Origin of the sequence: Legionella beliardensis, from assembly GCF_900452395.1 — a bacterium.
Lineage (GTDB): Bacteria > Pseudomonadota > Gammaproteobacteria > Legionellales > Legionellaceae > Legionella_C > Legionella_C beliardensis.
Map to the genome: position 1 here is coordinate 1250201 of NZ_UGNV01000001.1, position 18550 is coordinate 1268750.

Here is an 18550-nt window from a genome sequence, read left to right on the forward strand (position 1 = left end):
ATAATTTAATATCTTGTTTTAATTTCATTGATCTCTTTAGCAATCTTATCTAGAATCGGCTCTGGTTTCGTTTATTCTATGTTTAATAGGAAATATTATGTTAGGGAAAATAAGTACAGGGTTACTGCTTTCATTAAGTATTGCCCCTAGTTTTGCTGGTTTTTATATTGGTGCAAGTACTGGGCCAGAAGGTGCGCTCTTTTATCAAAGATCTCATGTAACACGTTTTTCTCCCTTTCCTTTAGAAAGGTTTGATGTAATAGACAAGAATCGTTTTGCAGGTGTAGGTGGTTTTGGTTCTATTTTTGCCGGCTATGGTTGGAGTCGAGATCGATTTTATTTAGGTATTGAAGGGAACGCAAATATTAGTTCACTTGAATATAAACTGACCAATGACGAATATGTTCACCAGAATTTTTCTAAAACTACATTTACTATCAAACGTAGTTTCGGCGTTAGTTTCTTACCAGGTTACCTCTTATCTGAGACAACATTATTTTACGGACGAGTTGGTTATGCCAATGGCAGATTAAAAATTAAAGAATCGGATCCTAGTATAAATAGTAGTACTAACGACCTTGATGGTATTCGTTTTGGTTTAGGCGTAAGACATGCATTTACACCGAAGTGGATAGGCATGATGGATTACAGCCAAACCCATTATGATCATGTAATAAGCCATACGTTTGACCCATTTGGTTCGGTTGCTAAACATACGAAAATTACCCCTTATACCGCGCAAGTTGCTTTTGGATTAATTTATAGTTTCGATGATCCTGCACCAGTTTATGTTAAGTAACGCGCTTCTTTAAACAGCTTTAGTTGTTTAATCTTCTATTTGTTCAATTAATTAATTGTATTGTCATCTCTGCATAAACAGAGATGACTTCTATTCATTTCTGTCAAACTTATGTATTGGTATCTTGACTCTTGCTTCCTCAATCATGACAATGAGTGAGTTTTATAAGAAGTGAATAAAAATTAATCTTACTTTTATTCATTATCGGTATCGGAGAAGAATCATGATGAAGCAAATCAAACTAGTGGCCAGTATAATCTTTTTAAATTTTCTTTGCAGTGCACACAGCTTTGCCTGGTATGGTAATCGATATTTTGATAATAGACACTATCACGACTACTATTCCGGCGGATACAACTGGGGTGGAGGTTGGTTCTTTGCAGTACCACCGATTGTCATTAATGTACCTGTGCAAAGAGAGTATTATCCATATCCCGTTTGTGAAACCGTAGAAGTATGTGATGACGTAGTGGATGAGTGCTGGTTAGAGAGGGAGTGTCGTTAAATTGCATAAGGCCAAACCTCTTATCTTAGATAAGGGTTAGATATTTTATCTTTAAATCATTAGAAAATACCTCGCTGATAAGATTATAACGGCTAAAATAGAATTATAGAGAATAATAATGAAACGGAGGCGGGCAAAATATGGATAATAATATTGATCGGTTTTTTAAATCTCAAGCTTATGGTGTTGTAGGAGCATCAAGTAATCGCTATAAATACGGCAATAAAGTTTTACGCTGTTATATGCAGCATCAGATGAAAGTTTATCCCGTTAATCTTTACGAGGAAACGATCGAAAATTTATCGGCTGTTCAATCTGTAGAGGAGCTACCATCTGATGTAGAAAGTATTTCAATCATTACGCCGCCGTCAGCTACTGAAAAAGTAGTAGAACAAGCAATTCAGAAAGGTATTAAAAATATTTGGATGCAGCCAGGTGCTGAGAGTGATCAGGCTATTTTACGCTGTAAAGAAGCGGGCATTAATATTATAGCTGGCGGCCCTTGTATTCTCGTCATTCTAGGCTTTACAGATAATTAGTGGCATTGTTAAATTTTTAATAAATCTTTTATAATTTGATAATTAAGCTTTTGAAATTTAATCATTTTATGATTTAATCGCGAGAATTTTTTTAAGTAGAATAGATTAAATTATGTTAAATGAATTAATGATTGGAGAGCAAATCGAGCTTGATAAATTACTTCAAGGTATTAAAGAAGCAGCCGGTGATCACGCGATATTTATACAAACAGAACAAAGGGGTTTGAAAGAAGAGTTAATATTAAATGAAGCCACGGGGGCTTTAAACGGATTAAATAGTATAGCTGCTGTCTTAGAAGAACAAAACCAGATACCAGTTGCACTTATAGAAACATTTTTAACAAAGCGTTGGGAATTAATTAGAGGCAGTTTCCTAAGCTACACAAGTATGCCTAATAGTTACATCAATCGCTGTTGTTTAATGCTTGCTGATGCGCTGCATAGGATAAAGCCAGCAAAGAAAAAAATGCAGTATCTCATGCCAACGATAACTCATACTTTTGATAAATTAGATTTATTTCCAGATAAAGAAAGCATTGATGATTATGAGTTAGGAGAGCTTATTTTATCAGAGACGGGCGATGCGCTTATTCCTGTGAATATTTTAAGTTTTATGGCTGCCGGTGAAACAACATTGCCTCAGTTATACAAACCTTATGTAAAATCGCGCCAAGATAACGTTTCTCTTTTGTCTCAAGATGAACAAAAAAGGTTGCTTGTGCATAATCCTTTGGGGCAAAGAATGCATAAGTTGATTGAGGAAATCATCGTAGCTAAAACAAAAAATATATCAATCGGTGGTAAATTATTTCAATTAATTGGTGCATTAAGACGTGGAGGTCAAAAAGGTGGGCACGGCGGGACAGAAAAGAATGCAGGCCCCGATGCAAATATTGGTATCAATGAATTCATGAGTTACTGGCGTAGCCTTGATGAAGAGGAGCGTGCTAAAGCGAGTCCTATGCGTTCTAATCGAATGCATTATACACAAAAAACAATTGGTGAAGTCATAAATGTACTATCCGGTACGGATAAAACATTCATAGATTGCGTTGAAGTAAATGCTAACGTTTTAGAATGTATCCTCAAGGATAACAGCGAATTATATGATATGCATACTAATTCTAGGAGCTATATTCTGGCCTTAGAAGACGAATTTAAACAATACAAAATTAAATTAGCAAATGGTGTAATTGGTAGCGATACTTTACAACTATTAACGACTCAGCTATTTGAGCACATTGATTTATTTCAGGGAATGAATGTCATTCAATTAGTTGAATTTTGTAGAAAGAAAAAATACGAACATTTAGACACTCTAAATATTCTTGAAAACTATTTGAACTCAATACACTGTTCTGCAGACTCTTTAAAAGCAGTACATGATGGTCAGACTGTTTTAACTTGGGCTGTTTTAAAGACAATGGCTATTGAAGATTTAAGTCTAGTGAAATTAATTCTTACTAGTCGCTATTGCGATTTTAATGTATTGGCAACCCAGAATGGCACAAAAGATACCCCGTTGATTTTAGCAGCCAAGATAAGAAATAATGAGTTAATCACTGCTATTACTAGCAGTCCTCATTGTAACTTCTCAGTATTAAGCCAGCTTGATAAAGATGGCAATAGTGCACTAATGCTTGCAGCAATGGGGAACTACCAGGAGGGAGTAGAAGCTATTATAGCTAATGAGCATTTTAATCGTGATCTGTTAATGCAGAAAAATAATTTAGGGCATAAGCCACTATTTTTAGCAGTATCAAGTTGCCGTAGGTTTATAGTTGGTGCAATTACTAGAAGCGCTCATTGTGATGCTAAGGTGTTATGCCAATCTGATAAAGATGGCAATAATGCATTAATGATGGCAGTAAGAAAAGAATATGATGAGATAGCTAAAGTTATCATGACAGCTGCCAACTTTAATCAGCAGGTATTAACCCATCAAAATAGAAAAGGTGACAGTGCATTAATTGTTGCAGTTAGGCGTGATAACCTAAACATAGTCCAAGCTATCCTTACTAACCCACATTGTAATTCGGAAGTATTAATGCAGTGTAATCAAGCAGGCTATAGTGCATTGATTCTAGCAGCTAAAAAAGGTCATTCTGACATAGTAAAAGTTATTCTTAACAGCCCACATTGCAATCAAAATATGTTAATGCAGCAAACGCAATATGGGTATACGGCCTTAATTGAGGCTGTTCATGGGCAAAAAGCTCTTCTTGTAGAAGTATTTCTTAATAAAGCCTTTTGTAGTCCAGCGCTTTTAATGCAACAAGATAAAAATGGGAATAATGCGTTAATCGAAGCTGTTCAGCAAGGCGATTTAACAAGTATAAAAATGATTCTTGCTAGTCAATTTTGTGATTTAAATGTCTTGAAACAGAAAAATAAGGAAGGAAAAACTGCCTTAGATTATATAGAAAACGAAGCCATTGAAACATTATTTGAAGAAAAAGTGAGCAAGCTTCAGGTAGGCACCAGTAATCTTGATAAGCAGAGTCAATTTCTTATTGCAAGTAGAAATAATTTCTTTTCATCTGTACCACAAAATGAAAGCAAGATAACCTCCCAAGGATTGAATTTTAATTAAATACGTTAGAGTAAGGCTTGAGATTGTATAAAATAAGTAGTCATTATTGAATTATGGAAAGAAATGAAAGAAAAGCATACGGGTGATTTACATTGTCATCTTAATGGTAGTATCAGTTTAGCTTTCTTAAAGAAAACAGCTGAAAAAAATAATTGTCTTCATTTATATGAAGAATTAGAAAAGGCAAATCAGCAATATTTAGCAGGTACGAGCCAACAACCAGAGCAGGGCTATCCAGCAGAGTTATTAAATCTAGTTTGGAAACAGTTTGGCTTGATTCATCGTATTGTCCAAGATCTTTCTGATATTGCTAATGGCGTAATAGACGTGGTTGCAAACTCAGATGCTAACTATTTAGAAATTAGAACAACGCCTAAGCCAATTGCAGAGTTTACTGTTTTAGATTACATCGAAGCATTTAAAAGAGGCTTAGAGGAAGCTAACCAAACCTTCACTACTAAAAAAGCGGTAGGCTTACTAAGTTTAGATAGAACAATTCATACAGCCCAGGATGCGCAATATTTTTTGGAGCAAATCATAGCGAGTACGCCTGGTGTGTTAGTTGGTTTAGATATTTCTGGTAACCCTTTGGCAAAGCGCACGTTAACTGGTGAAGAATTAAGTAAAACCATTGAATTAGTATTAGAAAATAATTTAAGCATTGCCATTCATATGGACGAGGCTGACACTCAAGCTGAAAAAAGAGATACAGATACAGTGCTAAATACATTAGCCGCATGGAAAGCTAAGCAGCCTTTTAAGGAAATTAATCCATTTTATGGAAAAGTAAGATTAGGCCATTGTATCTATCTAAGTGTTGAACAACAGCAGCGGATTCGCGATCTTGGTATTCCTATAGAAGTTTGTCCAACTTGTCATAATAAATTAAATTGGCATGATAAAAATCAAGAGCATCCGGTAAAAAAGATTTATAATGATTTAAGTAGCCAGCCCATTGTATTTGGCACAGATGATCAATTCATCTTTGGCGCTTCAGCCAAGCTTGAGTTTAGCCATGGGTTAACTTTCTTTGCTAACAGTAAACAATTAACTAAGAAAGAGCTCAAAGAACATCAAGCGCAATTTCGTTTTTCTTAAATTAAGTGATGACTAGGCATTTAAATTCAAATAATAATTTTCCACCATAACAAGTAACAAATTACTCTGCCATATTATTCCTTTTATATTATCCTGAGAGCTGGGGCGAGGCATGATGGATACCGTGGTCAAGCCACGGTATTTCGTGATCTGCTATGCAATAAATAAAAAAACGAATTACCGCGGCTTCACCGCGGTATCCAGTAAATGTAGCCTGGGTGCAGGCCCAAAGGGCCGGAACCCAGGTTCACTTCGTTCACCCAGGCTACTTCCTAATCTGCCCTGGATTGCTTCTTTATTTCCATGAAAGTTAGGTTACAAAAAACCTCTCTAAGTTGTCTCTTTTAAAACCATAAAATAAGCCGCAACATAATTAGGTATATTACGTGTCGCTTGTAGGTATGATTCTTTGCTTAAATAGCTGCCTGCTAAAAAGTCTACTTGATATAAGTTATTCTCAAAAGCACCACCTGTATCTGCTAAAATGCCAGCTCGAGAAATGATTTGTCCGGTACGATTAGGGTACTGGACCATCATTAACTTGCCTAAGCCAAACTGCTTTAAGTCAGCAGCAAAAGTTACCTCAGGTTTTATGGTAATTTTATACTCCGCATCTTTTCCGTAACCTTGTAAACCATTAACTTCTTTAAAATACCAAAAACGCTCTTGCTCATAGGGTGATTTAAGTGGGTTATAGGCAATATTATTATTGCGATGGACATTGAAGAATTTTTTATATCTGCCAAAATCAGCAATGACGGTGCCCTGCATCAATGCAGTTTCTAAATCATCACGACTTAAATACGCTAAAGCTGGAACGTTTTGCTTTGCTAAAGCGCCTTTTAGAATAGCCTGTTTTCCATATTGGAAGCGAGTCAAATTAGGTTTAGCATTTGCTTCTTCTAAAGTGAGGGATTGTTCGTCTTTCGGTAGGGCATAAAGAGCTAGGGCATTCGTTGCTGTGGGTTTAATGGCTGCTTTAGCAACAGGTACATAGTATTTAGTCATTAAGATTTGATCAGGCGGTAGATTTTTAAGTAATGGTTTGGTAGTAGCGAGTTGTTTAGTTTGCTGTTTGTCAGGGTACCAGCGAATTAAATCAAAATGCTGCTTGATGAAAGCTGGATTGTTTAACTCATGTTGATGCTCGCAAATAAATTTTAAAGTTGCTTTGACGCGATTAAGTGGTATTGGGATGACTTTACCAGCATGGATGACTTCAGGATCATATGCGCTGCCTTTATTGAGGTAAGCAATAGTCTCTTTGGCGGTTTCACACAATGCCGGCCCATTAAACTCATAGCGATCATCAGGAATGGGTTCAGTTATATTAAAATGAGGGGCTGCAAAAGTAGCTTGGCTTATTAAGCTTAGGGAAAGAAATAGTCTGTTAATCATAGGAAACTCAGATAAGTTATTAAATTAATTCTACTTTCATCACGGTGACCGGATGTTGTTTATATTCATCGGTACCGATTTTATGCCAACCTAAAGTCTCATAAAATTCTGGAATAGTTTTATCAAAAGCAAACAGATGAAGCACCTTAAATCCTAATTCTTTCGCTTTTTGTTTGGTCGCTTCAATGAGTTCTCGACCGATGCCCTGATTTTGATAAGCAGTGTGAACAACCAACGAACCTAACCATGGCATTAAATCAGGGCGAATACCATCATTTTCTCGCAAAGAGCACATGCCAACAGGCGTATCATGATGCCAAGCTACCAATGTCAAGGGTAAGAGATTATCATTTAAATGGTTTTGAAAGCGTTGTTCTACGAGTGTAAGTGGTGTATCAGGCAGCCAAATTTTACCTAAACCATCATGCCATAATTGAACAAGTTCAGGAATTGCTATTTGTTTATCTTTAAGTAAACTAATTTTTATCATCACTGCTACCAGTCTAGGCTATGATTGAGCTAAGGCATCTAAAAATTTTATAAGAAAAATTATAATTAATTCAATGAAGAATGTAACTAGTTAATTTAATTTATTCGTTTAAAAGATAAATTTTTTTTATAGCTAAATATGAATAACTTAAGTCTAATAGCACTTTTGCAAAGCGATCAATTTGATTTAATTTAATAAATAAATTAATTGTTTGTTCCTTATTTGAACTATAATTATTATAATTTAATAGAGTCAGTAGTGCACGAAGCTTAACAAGACTGATTTTAAAGAACATCTGGAAGTAAAGTACCTAGAAAGAGGAAATAAAAACTAAATCCCTTAATTTAGATTAATAGTTTTGTGAGGTATTGTTATGACACATTCAAAGAAATCTAATAATCTGCAAAAAAATCAACATCAAATAGAGGACGCTGATTTAGAAAAAATATCAGGCGGTATTTCAAGGCCAGCAGCAACGCAAGTAAAAGTTACGGCTCCGGATCGCAAAGCTATCAAAACAGATATGGATAGAAAAAGGTTCTAATTTTATGGATTGTTGCTTAAGCTAAGCACAGCTTAAAAGAATCTTTTATTTATGCTTTAAATCCAAGATTTCATTATTCTATACCAAGTTATAGTATAATTCTGTGAGGTATTATGAAACATTCAAAGAAATTTAGTAAAGTGCAAAAGAACCAGATCATAGATGATTCTGATTTAGAGCAATTATCAGGTGGCCAAGCAACAACAAGAGCTGCTGGGGCGACACTCAAGCTAACACCAGAGCGTGGTGATAGGACAGTTAGAGATAGTACCGTTAGAACAAGTGCTAGTATTCTTAAAAGGCCCTAACGTAGTTCTTCTATCATTTATCATTTGAAGCTCTACATAGAGTTTCATTTTAATTAAAATTCAATTAATTGGAATAATAGGTTAAGGATAACCTATTATTTTTTACCTATACTTTAAGTAAGTTCATTATTTCATGTGATCTTTCGTGAATAATCTAAGCACAAAAGTAGAACCCCTAAAAACGTTACAATCCTCTCCTTTATTTTCTAAATTAAGCAAAGGGATTTTATGGCGAATTGCAAGTCTTGTTCAGGAGCGTTCCTTTGAGACGGGAGATTATTTAATGAAACAAGGTGAAAAAGGAGATTCATGTTTCATTATTAGTAGAGGGCGTGTTGAAATTTTTTATGAAATAGACAATAAAAAAATAACGATTAGCGAAGTTGGCGCAGGTGAAATACTAGGGGAATTAGCTATCATTGATGGCTTACCACGATCGGCCAGCGTGATTGCTATTGAGCCTACTGAAACATTAACTATTTCAGAATGGGACTTTAAAGCGCAATTACAAGCTTATCCTGAAATTGCCTTACAATTACTGCCTTTAATTGCACAGCGCTTAAGGCATACCCAAAATCAACTAATTAAATTAAACCAACAATGAGCAAGAAAAAAGGGATAGTATTTCGTAAAAAGGCATTAGAACAGGTTAATCGTCCAGCATTAACCGAGGATGTTTTTCAAGCCATTACACCTAGGTATTGGCTGTTAATTATTATTCTATTTTTAATTATTACCGCGTTTGTAATTTGGTTAATAAGAGGAACCTTGTTTATTAAAGTTGAAGGGAAAGGTGTTTTAATGACCGTTAACAAAGATGTTATTACCGTTCAGGCACCAGAAGAAGAAGGAACTATTACTGATATTTATATTAAACCTGGCGATCATGTTAATAAAAATACGCTACTAGCGAAATATAATAATAAAGTGGCAATTGAGTTAGAAATAAGCCAACGTTTTTTAAAAAAATTAAAATTAGAGCAACAAAGTCTAAAGAAGCGCTCCACGGAAGTAGTCGCTAACTTAGAGAAAAATCAAAATGAACAAATTGTTAAAATTAATGCAAGCTTAGATGCAGCCCGTGAAAAGCTTAAGCAGTTACAAATTATGTTGAGCTTAAAAGAAAAAGCATTAAAAAAAGGCATTTTAGATTTACCAAATGTTACTGAAACCCGGGTTGAATACTATCGTTTATTACAAGAAATTCATTCTCATGAAGCTGATTTAGTGTCGATGAAAGCAAATTTAGTTGAACTAAGAGACAAATGGCTTGAGCGTGAACGAGAATTAACGCTAAGTGTGCTTAAAGCGGAAGAGCATGTTGATTTATTGACACAAAAATTACGGCAATCGCAATTTATTACGAGCCCCGTTAGCGGCGTTGTTGCCGAAGTCCGGGTAAAGCAAGGAGATTATACCAAAGCTGGCGCAGCCTTATTAAGTATCATTCCAGCTGATCAAAATTTATATGCTTTAGTGTTCGTGCCTGCTAAAAAAGGGAAATTATTAAAGCCTGGTATGGCTGCGCAAATTACGCCAACCACGATTAATAAAATGGAATATGGCACTATCAAAGGAAAAATCCAAAGTATTTCACTCCTACCTGTTACGCAAGAAAGTATGCAGGCTGTACTAAAAAACCAACAACTAGTCTCATCTTTTATAGGTAAAGATCCACTCTTATCCGTCAAAATAATTATGAATAGAGACGCAAAGACGCCTAGCGGTTATCAATGGACAAGTCGCTTAGGCCCGAATACGCAATTAACCCAAGGTACTTTAGTTGATGTAATGATTAATATTGAAACCAAGAGGCCTATCGAGCTGCTAGTTAACTTCTACAATTTATAAAACTGGCTTATTATTAACATTATGGAAATTAAACTTCCGATTCAAAAGCGAGTAAAAACGCCTACTGTGTTGCAAATGGAGGCTACCGAGTGTGGCGCAGCATCGCTAGCTATACTGCTTGGCTATTATGAAAAATATGTGACTGCTGAAGAATTAAGAATTGCCTGTGGCGTATCTCGTGATGGCACGAAAGCAATTAATATAGTTAAGGCCGCACGCAATTATGGTTTAGAAGCGTACGGTGCTAATTTAGAAATAGAAGAATTACAAGAAAAAAAAGTACCATTTATTGTTTATTGGAGTTTTAATCATTTTTTAGTCGTTGAAGGCTTTTCAAAGAGAAAAGTTTATTTAAACGACCCTGCCACAGGCCCGCGTGCTGTAAGCTGGGATGAATTTGCTAGAGAGTATACCGGTGTTGTTTTAGTATTAACTCCTGGGCCTTCGTTTAAAAAAGGAGGTAAGCCTGAATTTCCAATTAGGCAATTATTTACAGAAAGGTTAAAGCAGAATTTTTCAACGTTATTTTTTATCGTTTTAGTAACCGCTATTTTAATTATTCCAACGATTGCTATACCAATTTTTACTAAAGCATTTATTGATTATTTGTTGATTGATAATCAGAAAAGTTTAATTGGTTTTGTTTTGTTTGGTCTTGCATTTACCACGCTTATGACCATCTTATTGACATGGCTGCAGTTAAAATTCCTTAATTATCTAACTATTAAATTAGATGTTGTTGGATCAGTTAGTTTTTTTTGGCATTTACTTCATATTCCGATTAACTTTTTCCAACAACGCTCAAATGGTGAGGTTGTTGAAAGAAGTGTCATTAATGAAAAAATAGCAACAATAATAGCTAAAGATTTGCCAAATTTTATTGTTAATTTTTTAAAAATTATTGCTTTTGGCTTAGTGATTTTTATCCTAAGTTGGCAGATTTGGGTTTTATTAATGATATTGGTCCTGTGTAATATCATTACGTTAATTCTTGGCCGACGGAAATTAACTGATCTTGGCCGAAAATACGCAGGTGATCACGGTAAATTGGAGGGAATAGAAGCTAATGGTATTCAGATTATCGAAACATTAAAAACATCGGCTTTAGAGCAATATTTTTTTAATCGCTGGGCTTCCTTTTATACTAAATTTCTAACTTCAGAACAGCAACTGCTAGTGTGGCGAACATTAATTTTAGCTATACCTGATTTCTTTAATTTAATGCTTAACTTAGCAATTATTTTTGTGGGGGCCTATTTAGTAATGCAAGGGCAGCTTACTATCGGTTCTATTGTTGCTATTCAAGCATTAGCCTTAAATTTTCTTACTCCTCTGGATGATATTATAGAGTTTTTTAGTAATTTATTTCAGATAAAAGGGGATATGGTTCGATTAAAAGATGCGCTAGATACCAAAATTGACCCACTTTTTAAAGCGAGCCAATTTACAACACAAGAATTTAAAGAAAGAAATACGGATATTATTTTAAAAGCTAATCAACTGACATTTAGTTATTCTCCATTAGATCCACCGGTTATTGATGATTTGTCATTAACTATAAACCGTGGTGAACAGGTCGCTATTGTTGGGCCTAGTGGGAGTGGCAAATCAAGTCTTGCTAAGTTAATTTGTGGCTTAAATCAACCAACCTCTGGTGAAATTTTCTTAAAAGAGGTTTCTTACAGCCAGCTTAATCGCGCCTTGTTAAGCGAATTTATTGCTTATGTTGATCAAAATATTTTCTTATTTTCAGGTAGCGTACGGGATAATCTTGCTTATTGGGATAAAAAATACTCCGATGCTGAACTGCTAGACGTTTTAGCGCAAGTTCACTTAGATAATGATATTCTTTTAAGAGGAGGGCTTGGCCTTAAGCTGCTAGAAGGCGGAGCAAACTTAAGTGGTGGGCAGCGTCAACGCTTAGAATTAGCTAGAGCATTATTACTAAAAGCGCAGCTCCTAGTTCTCGATGAGGCCACTTCAGCTATGGATCCTTTATTAGAGGCAGAGGTGTATGCAAATTTGCGCGCGTCAAACTATAGCTTACTTATTATTGCTCATCGTTTAAGTGCTATACGAGATTGTGATTGTATTTATGTCGTCAATGAGGGACAAATCGTGCAACAGGGTAGGCATGAGCAGCTGATAAATGAGCCAGGATTATATAAGGAGTTAGTGGAGAAGGAAAAACATGAGTTATAATAAAATTCCACTGCTTTATATAAAGCGTTTAAATAAAGATTATTTTTTATATAAAAATAATCAAGAGTCTTTATCAGATTTTATTGATATTCATTTTGCAGCTTGCCGATTAGTAGCGCGTGCTTTAAATATGAAATTGTCTAAACCTACGGTTACTACTCAACAATTTAGTTCAATTAGTTATCTTCAGGCCGTAGCTGAGCACAATGTATTACGCATGCGTCGAATTCGTTTAAAAAATAAGTGGTGGCAAAATGACGCAGGCCCCTTCATTGGTTTTTTTGATCATCGATGTTGTGCACTTTTACCTAAAAAAGATAGCTATGAATTAGTAGATTGTAAAACCGGGGAACGTAAATTAGTAAATGAAAAGATAGCTCAGCATATCCATCAACATGCTTATATTTTTTATCCAGCATTGCCCGAAAAAAATGTTTCCATTACAGCTATAATTAAATTCACTTTTGCTCTACTAAAAAGAGAAATAAGAAAGGTCATTTTTTTCCAAATTATAGCTTCATTATTGTTAACCATGATTCCTATTGTGACAGGCATTATTTTTGAGCAAGTTATTCCTTATTCTAATTATTCTTTATTAGTCCAATATGCAACCTTACTCGTTATTATTGGTATTGTCATAAGCTTAATGAGCTTTATACAAAAGATTATTTTACTGCGTATTAGACTTAAAGCGCAACATCGAATCCAAGCAGCTATTTGGGATAAATTATTAAAATTACCGGCTTCTTTTTTTAAGAAATTTACTGCAGGGGATTTAAGTTTTAGAGTAGGCGTTATTAGCTTAATTCAAGAGCAATTGGGCGAGCATGTTATTTCTACCATCATCGGAGGTATTTTATCAATTACTTATTTAGGTTTGATGTTTTTTATCGATTTCTATCTAGCTCTAGTTACATCCCTGTTGGTATTAATTATGATTGTTTATTCTATTTGGATAAATACTAAAGTTTTTAAAGAAAAAAGAAAAATAACAACAAAACAAACCCAGATTAGTAGTACGTTACTAGGTTTATTAACATCAATTAGCAAGATTCGTGTCGCTCATAAAGAGAAAAATGCCTTTCAATTGTGGGAAAAAGTCTATGCGGCAAAAACAGCTTCACAATTTAGAGCGAATCAATTTATTAATCGACTTAATATCTTTACCAAAGGTTTCATGGGCGTTAGCACATTAATCATTTATGCCTTAGTTATTTGGCGGGGTAATACGTTAAGCTTTAGTGATTTTATTATTTTTAACGCAGCATTTATTCAATTTTTTTATGCTATTTTAGATTTAGTGATGATAGTTAGCGAAAGCCTAGAAATTATCCCATTATTTAAAAAAGCAAAACCGATATTTGATAGTTTGCCTGAACAAGAGAAAGGAAAAAGTAAATTACATGCGCTCGATGGTCATATTGTCATGCGCGATATTGTTTTTCGTTACCCAGGCGTGGATAAACCTTTATTTACTGATCTAACTATTGAAGTTCAACCCGGGGCATTTGTAGCATTTGTTGGGCCATCTGGCTCAGGTAAATCGACAATTTTCCGTCTATTATTAGGCTTAGATTTTCCTGAATCAGGTATTATTAAATACAGCGGCATTGATTTAAAAAATATTAATTTACGTAGCTTAAGATCGCAAATTGGTGTGGTAATGCAGTCAACCCAGTTAATTCCTGGGACTATTTATGAAAATATCTGCGGTAACAATACTTCCTTAACTCGTGAGCAAGCACTCGAAATTGCTCGCCACGTAGGGCTAGGTGATTTTTTACAAAACCTTCCTATGGGCATTGATACATTGATTAATGATGGTATCCAAATGTTATCGGGTGGTGAAATACAGCGTATTAATATGGCACGCGCTATAAGCACTCAGCCTAAAATTTTATTATTAGATGAAGCGACTAGTGCTTTAGATAACAAAGTACAAGCCCAGATTCAAGGATATTTAAATAAACTTAAAGTCACGCGTTTAGTGATAGCCCATCGTTTTAGCACCATTGTTGATGCTGATATTATTTATGTTATCCAGGATGGCCGCTGTGTTGAGGTAGGCAATTATCAACAGTTGATGGCAGCTAAAGGGCTTTTTTATCAATTATCTACTAAACAATAGGCTTAACCCTGGATGAGATATGACTAAAAGACAGCTGATACCATTTAGGATCAAGACTTATCAATTTCTGTGAAAAGCGAGTTGCATAAAAAATAACTTTATGCAAAAATAAATTTTCCTGCTTCTATTTTTAACAAACAGAGCTAAGAATGCAACAGCAAAACCATTCATTATTTTTAATAAATAACGTCAGTGTTATGTTTGCTGCTGTGTTAGCTATTCTCTCCATTATTACCATTATTATTAGCTGCCTGTCTTAACGGTGAGCGATTAATAAACACGTTAAGACAGGGCTCTTAACGAAATACGTTCGCTCAGTAATTCTGCTTATCTAATTTTATTAATTCCTTAAGAGAGTTGTTAATCATGGTAAACATGCTATTTAGAGCGCAAACTAAACGCTTTTCTGCCTATCCCTTATTTGTTATTACGTTGGCTTCTGGGTTTCTTTTCTATAAATACGTATTACAAGTTTTTCCTAGCATTATGACGGATGACTTAATGCAGCAATTTAATTTAACCGGCACAGGCTTAGGTGGCTTAGCAGCTAGCTTTTATTATGCTTATATGGTTATGCAATTATTTGTGGGTATTTTATTAGATAAGTACAGCACGCGCTATTTTATAGCGGCGGCTATCTTTAGCTGTGCTTTAGGTGTTTTGTTGTTTTCGCAAGCTCATACTTTTTTAATGGCTAGTTTATCGCGTGGTTTGATGGGCGCGGGGGTTGCATTTGCTACCGTTGCTTACATGAAATTAGCTGCTATTTGGTTTGCACCACGTCAATATGCTTTTATCAGCGGATTACTGGCAACAGCTGCCATGGCGGGTGCCGTTTTTGGTCAAGCACCATTGGCATGGTTAATTGATGAATTTGGTTGGCGGCACTGTTTACTACTCGTGGGCCTAGTTGGGCTTGCTTTGGCATGTTTATTTTTTGTTACGGTGCGCGATAAAGTGTCTTATGAACAAACTACCACGAATCTGTCATTTTCAGCTATTAAATTAGCCTTAAAAAATAAACAAAATTGGTTACTTACGATTTATAGTGGTTTAGCTTTTTCACCCGTTGCGGTGTTTGGTGGCCTTTGGGGTAACCCTTTTTTAGAACAAGCTTATCATTTAAGTAAAACCCAAGCAGCGTCTATTATTTCTTGTGTGTTTATCGGGCTAGGTTTAGGTAGCCCAATTTTAGGTATATTATCAGATAGGTTAAACAACCGACGTGATGTGATGTTGTTTAGTACCATTTTGTCTTGTGTTGCCATAACTACCGTTTTATATCACTCTTCTTTGTCACTTAGTGCCTTAGCTGCTTTATTGTTTGTATTTGGTTTTGGCTTAGGCGCTTTTATGCTGGTTTTTGCTATAGGAAAAGAAATTAATCCATTAGCTTTAACAGCGACTATTGCGGCTATGATTAATACGAGTGATGCTGTCTTAGATGCTTTAACAGAGCCATTTATAGGCAAATTATTAGATTTAAATTGGGATGGCAAAGTAATTAATGGTATGCATGTATTTTCATTAAGTAGTTATCGAATGGCATTATCTATTCTACCTATTTATTTAATCTTAGGTACGTTATTATTAATTTGGGTAAAGGAAAAGCCAAAAAGTTAGTAAAGTAAATTAATAGAAGTAAGGAGTAAAAGCTATGGCAAAACAGCACTCGCCGCGATTTTTAGCGTTAGTATCTGAAACCAAGAAAGATATTCAAGAAATAGACGCACAAACTCTTAAAGATAAGTTAGATAAACAGCTACCCATGTATCTTATAGATATTCGGGAAGATCATGAGTGGCCCATAGGGCATATTCCTACAGCAGTGCATATGAGCAAGGGTATTATTGAGCGGGATATAGAAACTAAAGTACCTAATCCAACTACGCCAATTATAGTCTATTGTAGTGGTGGTTTTCGTTGTGCCTTGGTTGCCAGTAATTTACAAAAAATGGGGTATACCGAAGTTTATTCACTAGATAAAGGCTTACAAGGATGGCTTGATGCAGGTTACAGTCTGGTAAAATAATGATGCAAGACTATAAACTGCATGAGGCTTTAAATAATTTTATCGGGTAACTACGGATGCAGTCATTCTAGAAACACAGCTTTGTTTGCCCTCGGCATTATAAATGTCTATTTGCCAAACATGAGTAGTGCGACCTATATGTATAGGTCGAGTTGTGCCTGTGACTAAGCCTTGGCTGACAGGCCTTATATGGTTAGCATTAATTTCTAAGCCTACACAGTAAGATTTGCTTAAATCAATGACTGAATTAGCTGCCACACTTGCTAATGTTTCTGCTAACACTACGTTAGCCCCACCATGGATAATGCCTAGAGGTTGTTTAGTGCGTTCAGTAGCAGGCATGGTAGCAGTTAGATAATCTTCACCTATTTCAGTAAACTCAATACCTAGAAAATCAGCTAGAGTATTTTGATTGCGTTTCTTTAACGCTTCGATAGTAATGGGTTGAAACCAAATAGCCATAATTATACTCACTTAAATTATTAAATATTATCATTTCTATCTGGCATTGTTGCATGGATAAAATAAGTGGTCAAAGTACCCTATATTCATTGAATTACCGAGGCTGGAGCGTGGTGTCTAGTGAAGTAAGTAGTATTGGTTGAAAAGTAAGCTAAATTATTATAAGTCCCAGACTGATTTTTCAATACGTGAAAATTTGCAATTGCTTGGATTGTAAGAATGCCTGATGTGAAAATATTGATTTTCGTTGACTGTTAGCTCTTTAATTAAACGTATTTTAAAATTACGCCATTGTGGTAGAGGGCCATTGACACTTTGGCCTTGGTATTGAAAGGCGTGTAACTGCTTTTTACCTTTTAAAATACCAAAGTGGTGTGGTTCGACTAAACGAGGCAAATTATTGTAGGTAAAATAAATGGGATGGCGCTGATGAATCGCTTTTGCAAGTTTAGTTTCAATAGACATGATTGATTCCTAAATTTATCTTAAAATAAATAGTTTTAATATTAAAAATAATAAAATTATACATTCTAATTTTAGAACAAAAATTGGATTTATTTTGAAAAATTTGATGAAAAAATAATGATTATTTTAATATTAAACTCATAAACTTACTGTGTTTCACCAACATTTTTATAATCTTTTTCATTAAAAATAGCAGAAGAATAAGTATAGTATTTGAATTCAAGTAGATTATTGCTTGGATCTTTTAAAAAGAAGGATTCATGCTCGATTTTGGTATTCGGAAATCGCACCTTAGGCTTTATTTCAAAAGGAACTTGCTTAGCAGTTAACTGTTGAATAAATGAATCAAATTCAGCTTTTTTAAGAAAAATCAGGCCAAAATGACGTGGATAAATGGTTTGTTGCACAGGTAGAGGCTCAGCAGTTAAATGAGCGACAATTTGGTGATTACCAAATTGAAAAATTAACGCATGCTCTGACTCACGCCCAATTGGAAAACCTAACTGCTTATGATAAAAAAACTTTGCTAAATTAAAATCATGAACAGGAAAGGCGAGATGAAATAATGTTTGCATAAAATTATTATGGATTGTTTAAATATAATTATTATATTAGCCTACACTAATAAAGATATGTTAATTTTTACGTTGCAAAATTAGTTTGCTCTAATAATTCTCTAGATAGGTTATAATGACCCCTAGGTTGAGGAGTTTAGGATGATTGCCATGTTGCTTAGAAATTATATGAGGCTTAAATTTGTTCAAGTTGTATTGAAGTTACTTAAAGGCAAAAAGGGTACTTTATTAAAGGGTGGGTTTCCCATTGCATTAGCTACCTTCGTTTTAGAAGAGGTTTTTAACCGAGCTTGGAAAGATAAAAGTAAAAACAAGGCAACTAACAAACCAAAGAAATAAAATGCTGGATTTAAATTATGGGCCGTATAGGGTTCGAACCTATGACACAGAGGTTAAGAGCCTCCTGCTCTACCAGCTGAGCTAACGGCCCATTAATAGGATACTTGGTTTAGGCAAAATTGCAAGTGATAAAAATTTGTTTTAGGATTGAGCAGCCGTATTTGATTTTCGCCAAAATTGGTTTTAAATCTTAACATTCAGTAGGGTTTAATTATTAGAGTT

General features: G+C 34.9%; 19 protein-coding genes and 1 tRNA gene. 14 read left to right on the plus strand and 6 right to left on the minus strand.

Features of this window, described 5'->3' with window-relative positions:
- Positions 1-97: 97 nt before the first annotated feature.
- The 5 genes from DYE47_RS05560 (at position 98) to DYE47_RS05580 (ending at position 5534) form a co-directional block, all read left to right on the plus strand.
- Complete coding sequence (locus tag DYE47_RS05560; protein ID WP_115302316.1) at positions 98-799, plus strand: outer membrane protein; 702 nt, start codon at positions 98-100, stop codon at positions 797-799.
- Positions 800-1022: 223 nt separating this feature from the next.
- Positions 1023-1304 carry a hypothetical protein gene (locus DYE47_RS05565; protein WP_131750057.1) on the plus strand — a complete coding sequence of 94 codons (282 nt, stop codon included), beginning with the start codon at positions 1023-1025 and terminating at the stop codon, positions 1302-1304.
- Positions 1305-1444: 140 nt separating this feature from the next.
- Entirely contained in the window at positions 1445-1843 is a 399-nt protein-coding gene (locus tag DYE47_RS05570; RefSeq protein WP_115302318.1) for a CoA-binding protein, read from the plus strand.
- Positions 1844-1955: 112 nt separating this feature from the next.
- Positions 1956-4436 carry an ankyrin repeat domain-containing protein gene (locus tag DYE47_RS05575; RefSeq protein WP_115302319.1) on the plus strand — a complete coding sequence of 827 codons (2481 nt, stop codon included), beginning with the start codon at positions 1956-1958 and terminating at the stop codon, positions 4434-4436.
- A gap of 63 nt (positions 4437-4499) precedes the next feature.
- Positions 4500-5534 (plus strand): amidohydrolase family protein, encoded by a 1035-nt coding sequence (locus tag DYE47_RS05580; protein WP_115302320.1) that lies wholly within the window; start codon positions 4500-4502, stop codon positions 5532-5534.
- Between the two features lie 330 nt (positions 5535-5864).
- Here DYE47_RS05580 and DYE47_RS05585 read toward each other — a convergent pair whose 3' ends face one another.
- On the minus strand, positions 5865-6932 hold the full coding sequence (locus tag DYE47_RS05585; RefSeq protein WP_115302321.1) for a hypothetical protein: 1068 nt from the start codon (positions 6930-6932) through the stop codon (positions 5865-5867).
- A gap of 19 nt (positions 6933-6951) precedes the next feature.
- On the minus strand, positions 6952-7422 hold the full coding sequence (locus tag DYE47_RS05590) for a GNAT family N-acetyltransferase (protein ID WP_115302322.1): 471 nt from the start codon (positions 7420-7422) through the stop codon (positions 6952-6954).
- A 373-nt stretch (positions 7423-7795) separates the two neighbouring features.
- Between DYE47_RS05590 and DYE47_RS16020 the strand changes: the two genes are divergently transcribed.
- From DYE47_RS16020 to DYE47_RS05630, 8 genes are all read left to right on the plus strand, one after another.
- Complete coding sequence (locus tag DYE47_RS16020) at positions 7796-7966, plus strand: hypothetical protein (protein ID WP_160149857.1); 171 nt, start codon at positions 7796-7798, stop codon at positions 7964-7966.
- A 113-nt stretch (positions 7967-8079) separates the two neighbouring features.
- Positions 8080-8274, plus strand: a complete 195-nt coding sequence (locus DYE47_RS05600; protein WP_115302324.1) for a hypothetical protein — start codon at positions 8080-8082, stop codon at positions 8272-8274.
- A gap of 145 nt (positions 8275-8419) precedes the next feature.
- Positions 8420-8878, plus strand: coding sequence for a cyclic nucleotide-binding domain-containing protein (locus DYE47_RS05605; RefSeq protein WP_115302325.1), 459 nt, complete (start codon positions 8420-8422; stop codon positions 8876-8878).
- The gene (locus DYE47_RS05610; RefSeq protein ID WP_115302326.1) at positions 8875-10125 is read left to right on the plus strand and encodes an NHLP bacteriocin system secretion protein; all 1251 of its coding nucleotides are present in this window, start codon (positions 8875-8877) and stop codon (positions 10123-10125) included. Before DYE47_RS05605 ends, DYE47_RS05610 begins: the two co-directional genes overlap by 4 nt.
- Positions 10126-10146: 21 nt before the next feature.
- Positions 10147-12327, plus strand: coding sequence for a cysteine peptidase family C39 domain-containing protein (locus DYE47_RS05615; RefSeq protein WP_115302327.1), 2181 nt, complete (start codon positions 10147-10149; stop codon positions 12325-12327).
- Positions 12317-14455 carry an ATP-binding cassette domain-containing protein gene (locus DYE47_RS05620; protein ID WP_115302328.1) on the plus strand — a complete coding sequence of 713 codons (2139 nt, stop codon included), beginning with the start codon at positions 12317-12319 and terminating at the stop codon, positions 14453-14455. The genes DYE47_RS05615 and DYE47_RS05620 overlap by 11 nt, the downstream gene beginning before the upstream one ends.
- Positions 14456-14821: 366 nt before the next feature.
- Positions 14822-16078: an MFS transporter gene (locus DYE47_RS05625; protein WP_115302329.1), complete on the plus strand. Its 1257-nt coding sequence runs from the start codon at positions 14822-14824 to the stop codon at positions 16076-16078.
- A 34-nt stretch (positions 16079-16112) separates the two neighbouring features.
- Entirely contained in the window at positions 16113-16487 is a 375-nt protein-coding gene (locus tag DYE47_RS05630; RefSeq protein ID WP_115302330.1) for a rhodanese-like domain-containing protein, read from the plus strand.
- Between the two features lie 39 nt (positions 16488-16526).
- Here DYE47_RS05630 and DYE47_RS05635 read toward each other — a convergent pair whose 3' ends face one another.
- From DYE47_RS05635 to DYE47_RS05645, 3 genes are all read right to left on the minus strand, one after another.
- Positions 16527-16949 carry a hotdog fold thioesterase gene (locus DYE47_RS05635; RefSeq protein ID WP_115302331.1) on the minus strand — a complete coding sequence of 141 codons (423 nt, stop codon included), beginning with the start codon at positions 16947-16949 and terminating at the stop codon, positions 16527-16529.
- A 159-nt stretch (positions 16950-17108) separates the two neighbouring features.
- Positions 17109-17414, minus strand: coding sequence for a WYL domain-containing protein (locus tag DYE47_RS05640; RefSeq protein WP_115302332.1), 306 nt, complete (start codon positions 17412-17414; stop codon positions 17109-17111).
- Between the two features lie 146 nt (positions 17415-17560).
- Positions 17561-17989 carry a VOC family protein gene (locus DYE47_RS05645; protein WP_115302333.1) on the minus strand — a complete coding sequence of 143 codons (429 nt, stop codon included), beginning with the start codon at positions 17987-17989 and terminating at the stop codon, positions 17561-17563.
- Positions 17990-18130: 141 nt separating this feature from the next.
- Here DYE47_RS05645 and DYE47_RS05650 point away from each other — a divergent pair, with 141 nt between their 5' ends.
- Positions 18131-18328, plus strand: a complete 198-nt coding sequence (locus tag DYE47_RS05650; RefSeq protein WP_115302334.1) for a hypothetical protein — start codon at positions 18131-18133, stop codon at positions 18326-18328.
- A gap of 18 nt (positions 18329-18346) precedes the next feature.
- On the opposite strand, the gene DYE47_RS05655 is transcribed toward DYE47_RS05650, so the two are convergent.
- Positions 18347-18419 (minus strand) — tRNA-Lys (locus DYE47_RS05655).
- Positions 18420-18550: the final 131 nt, after the last annotated feature.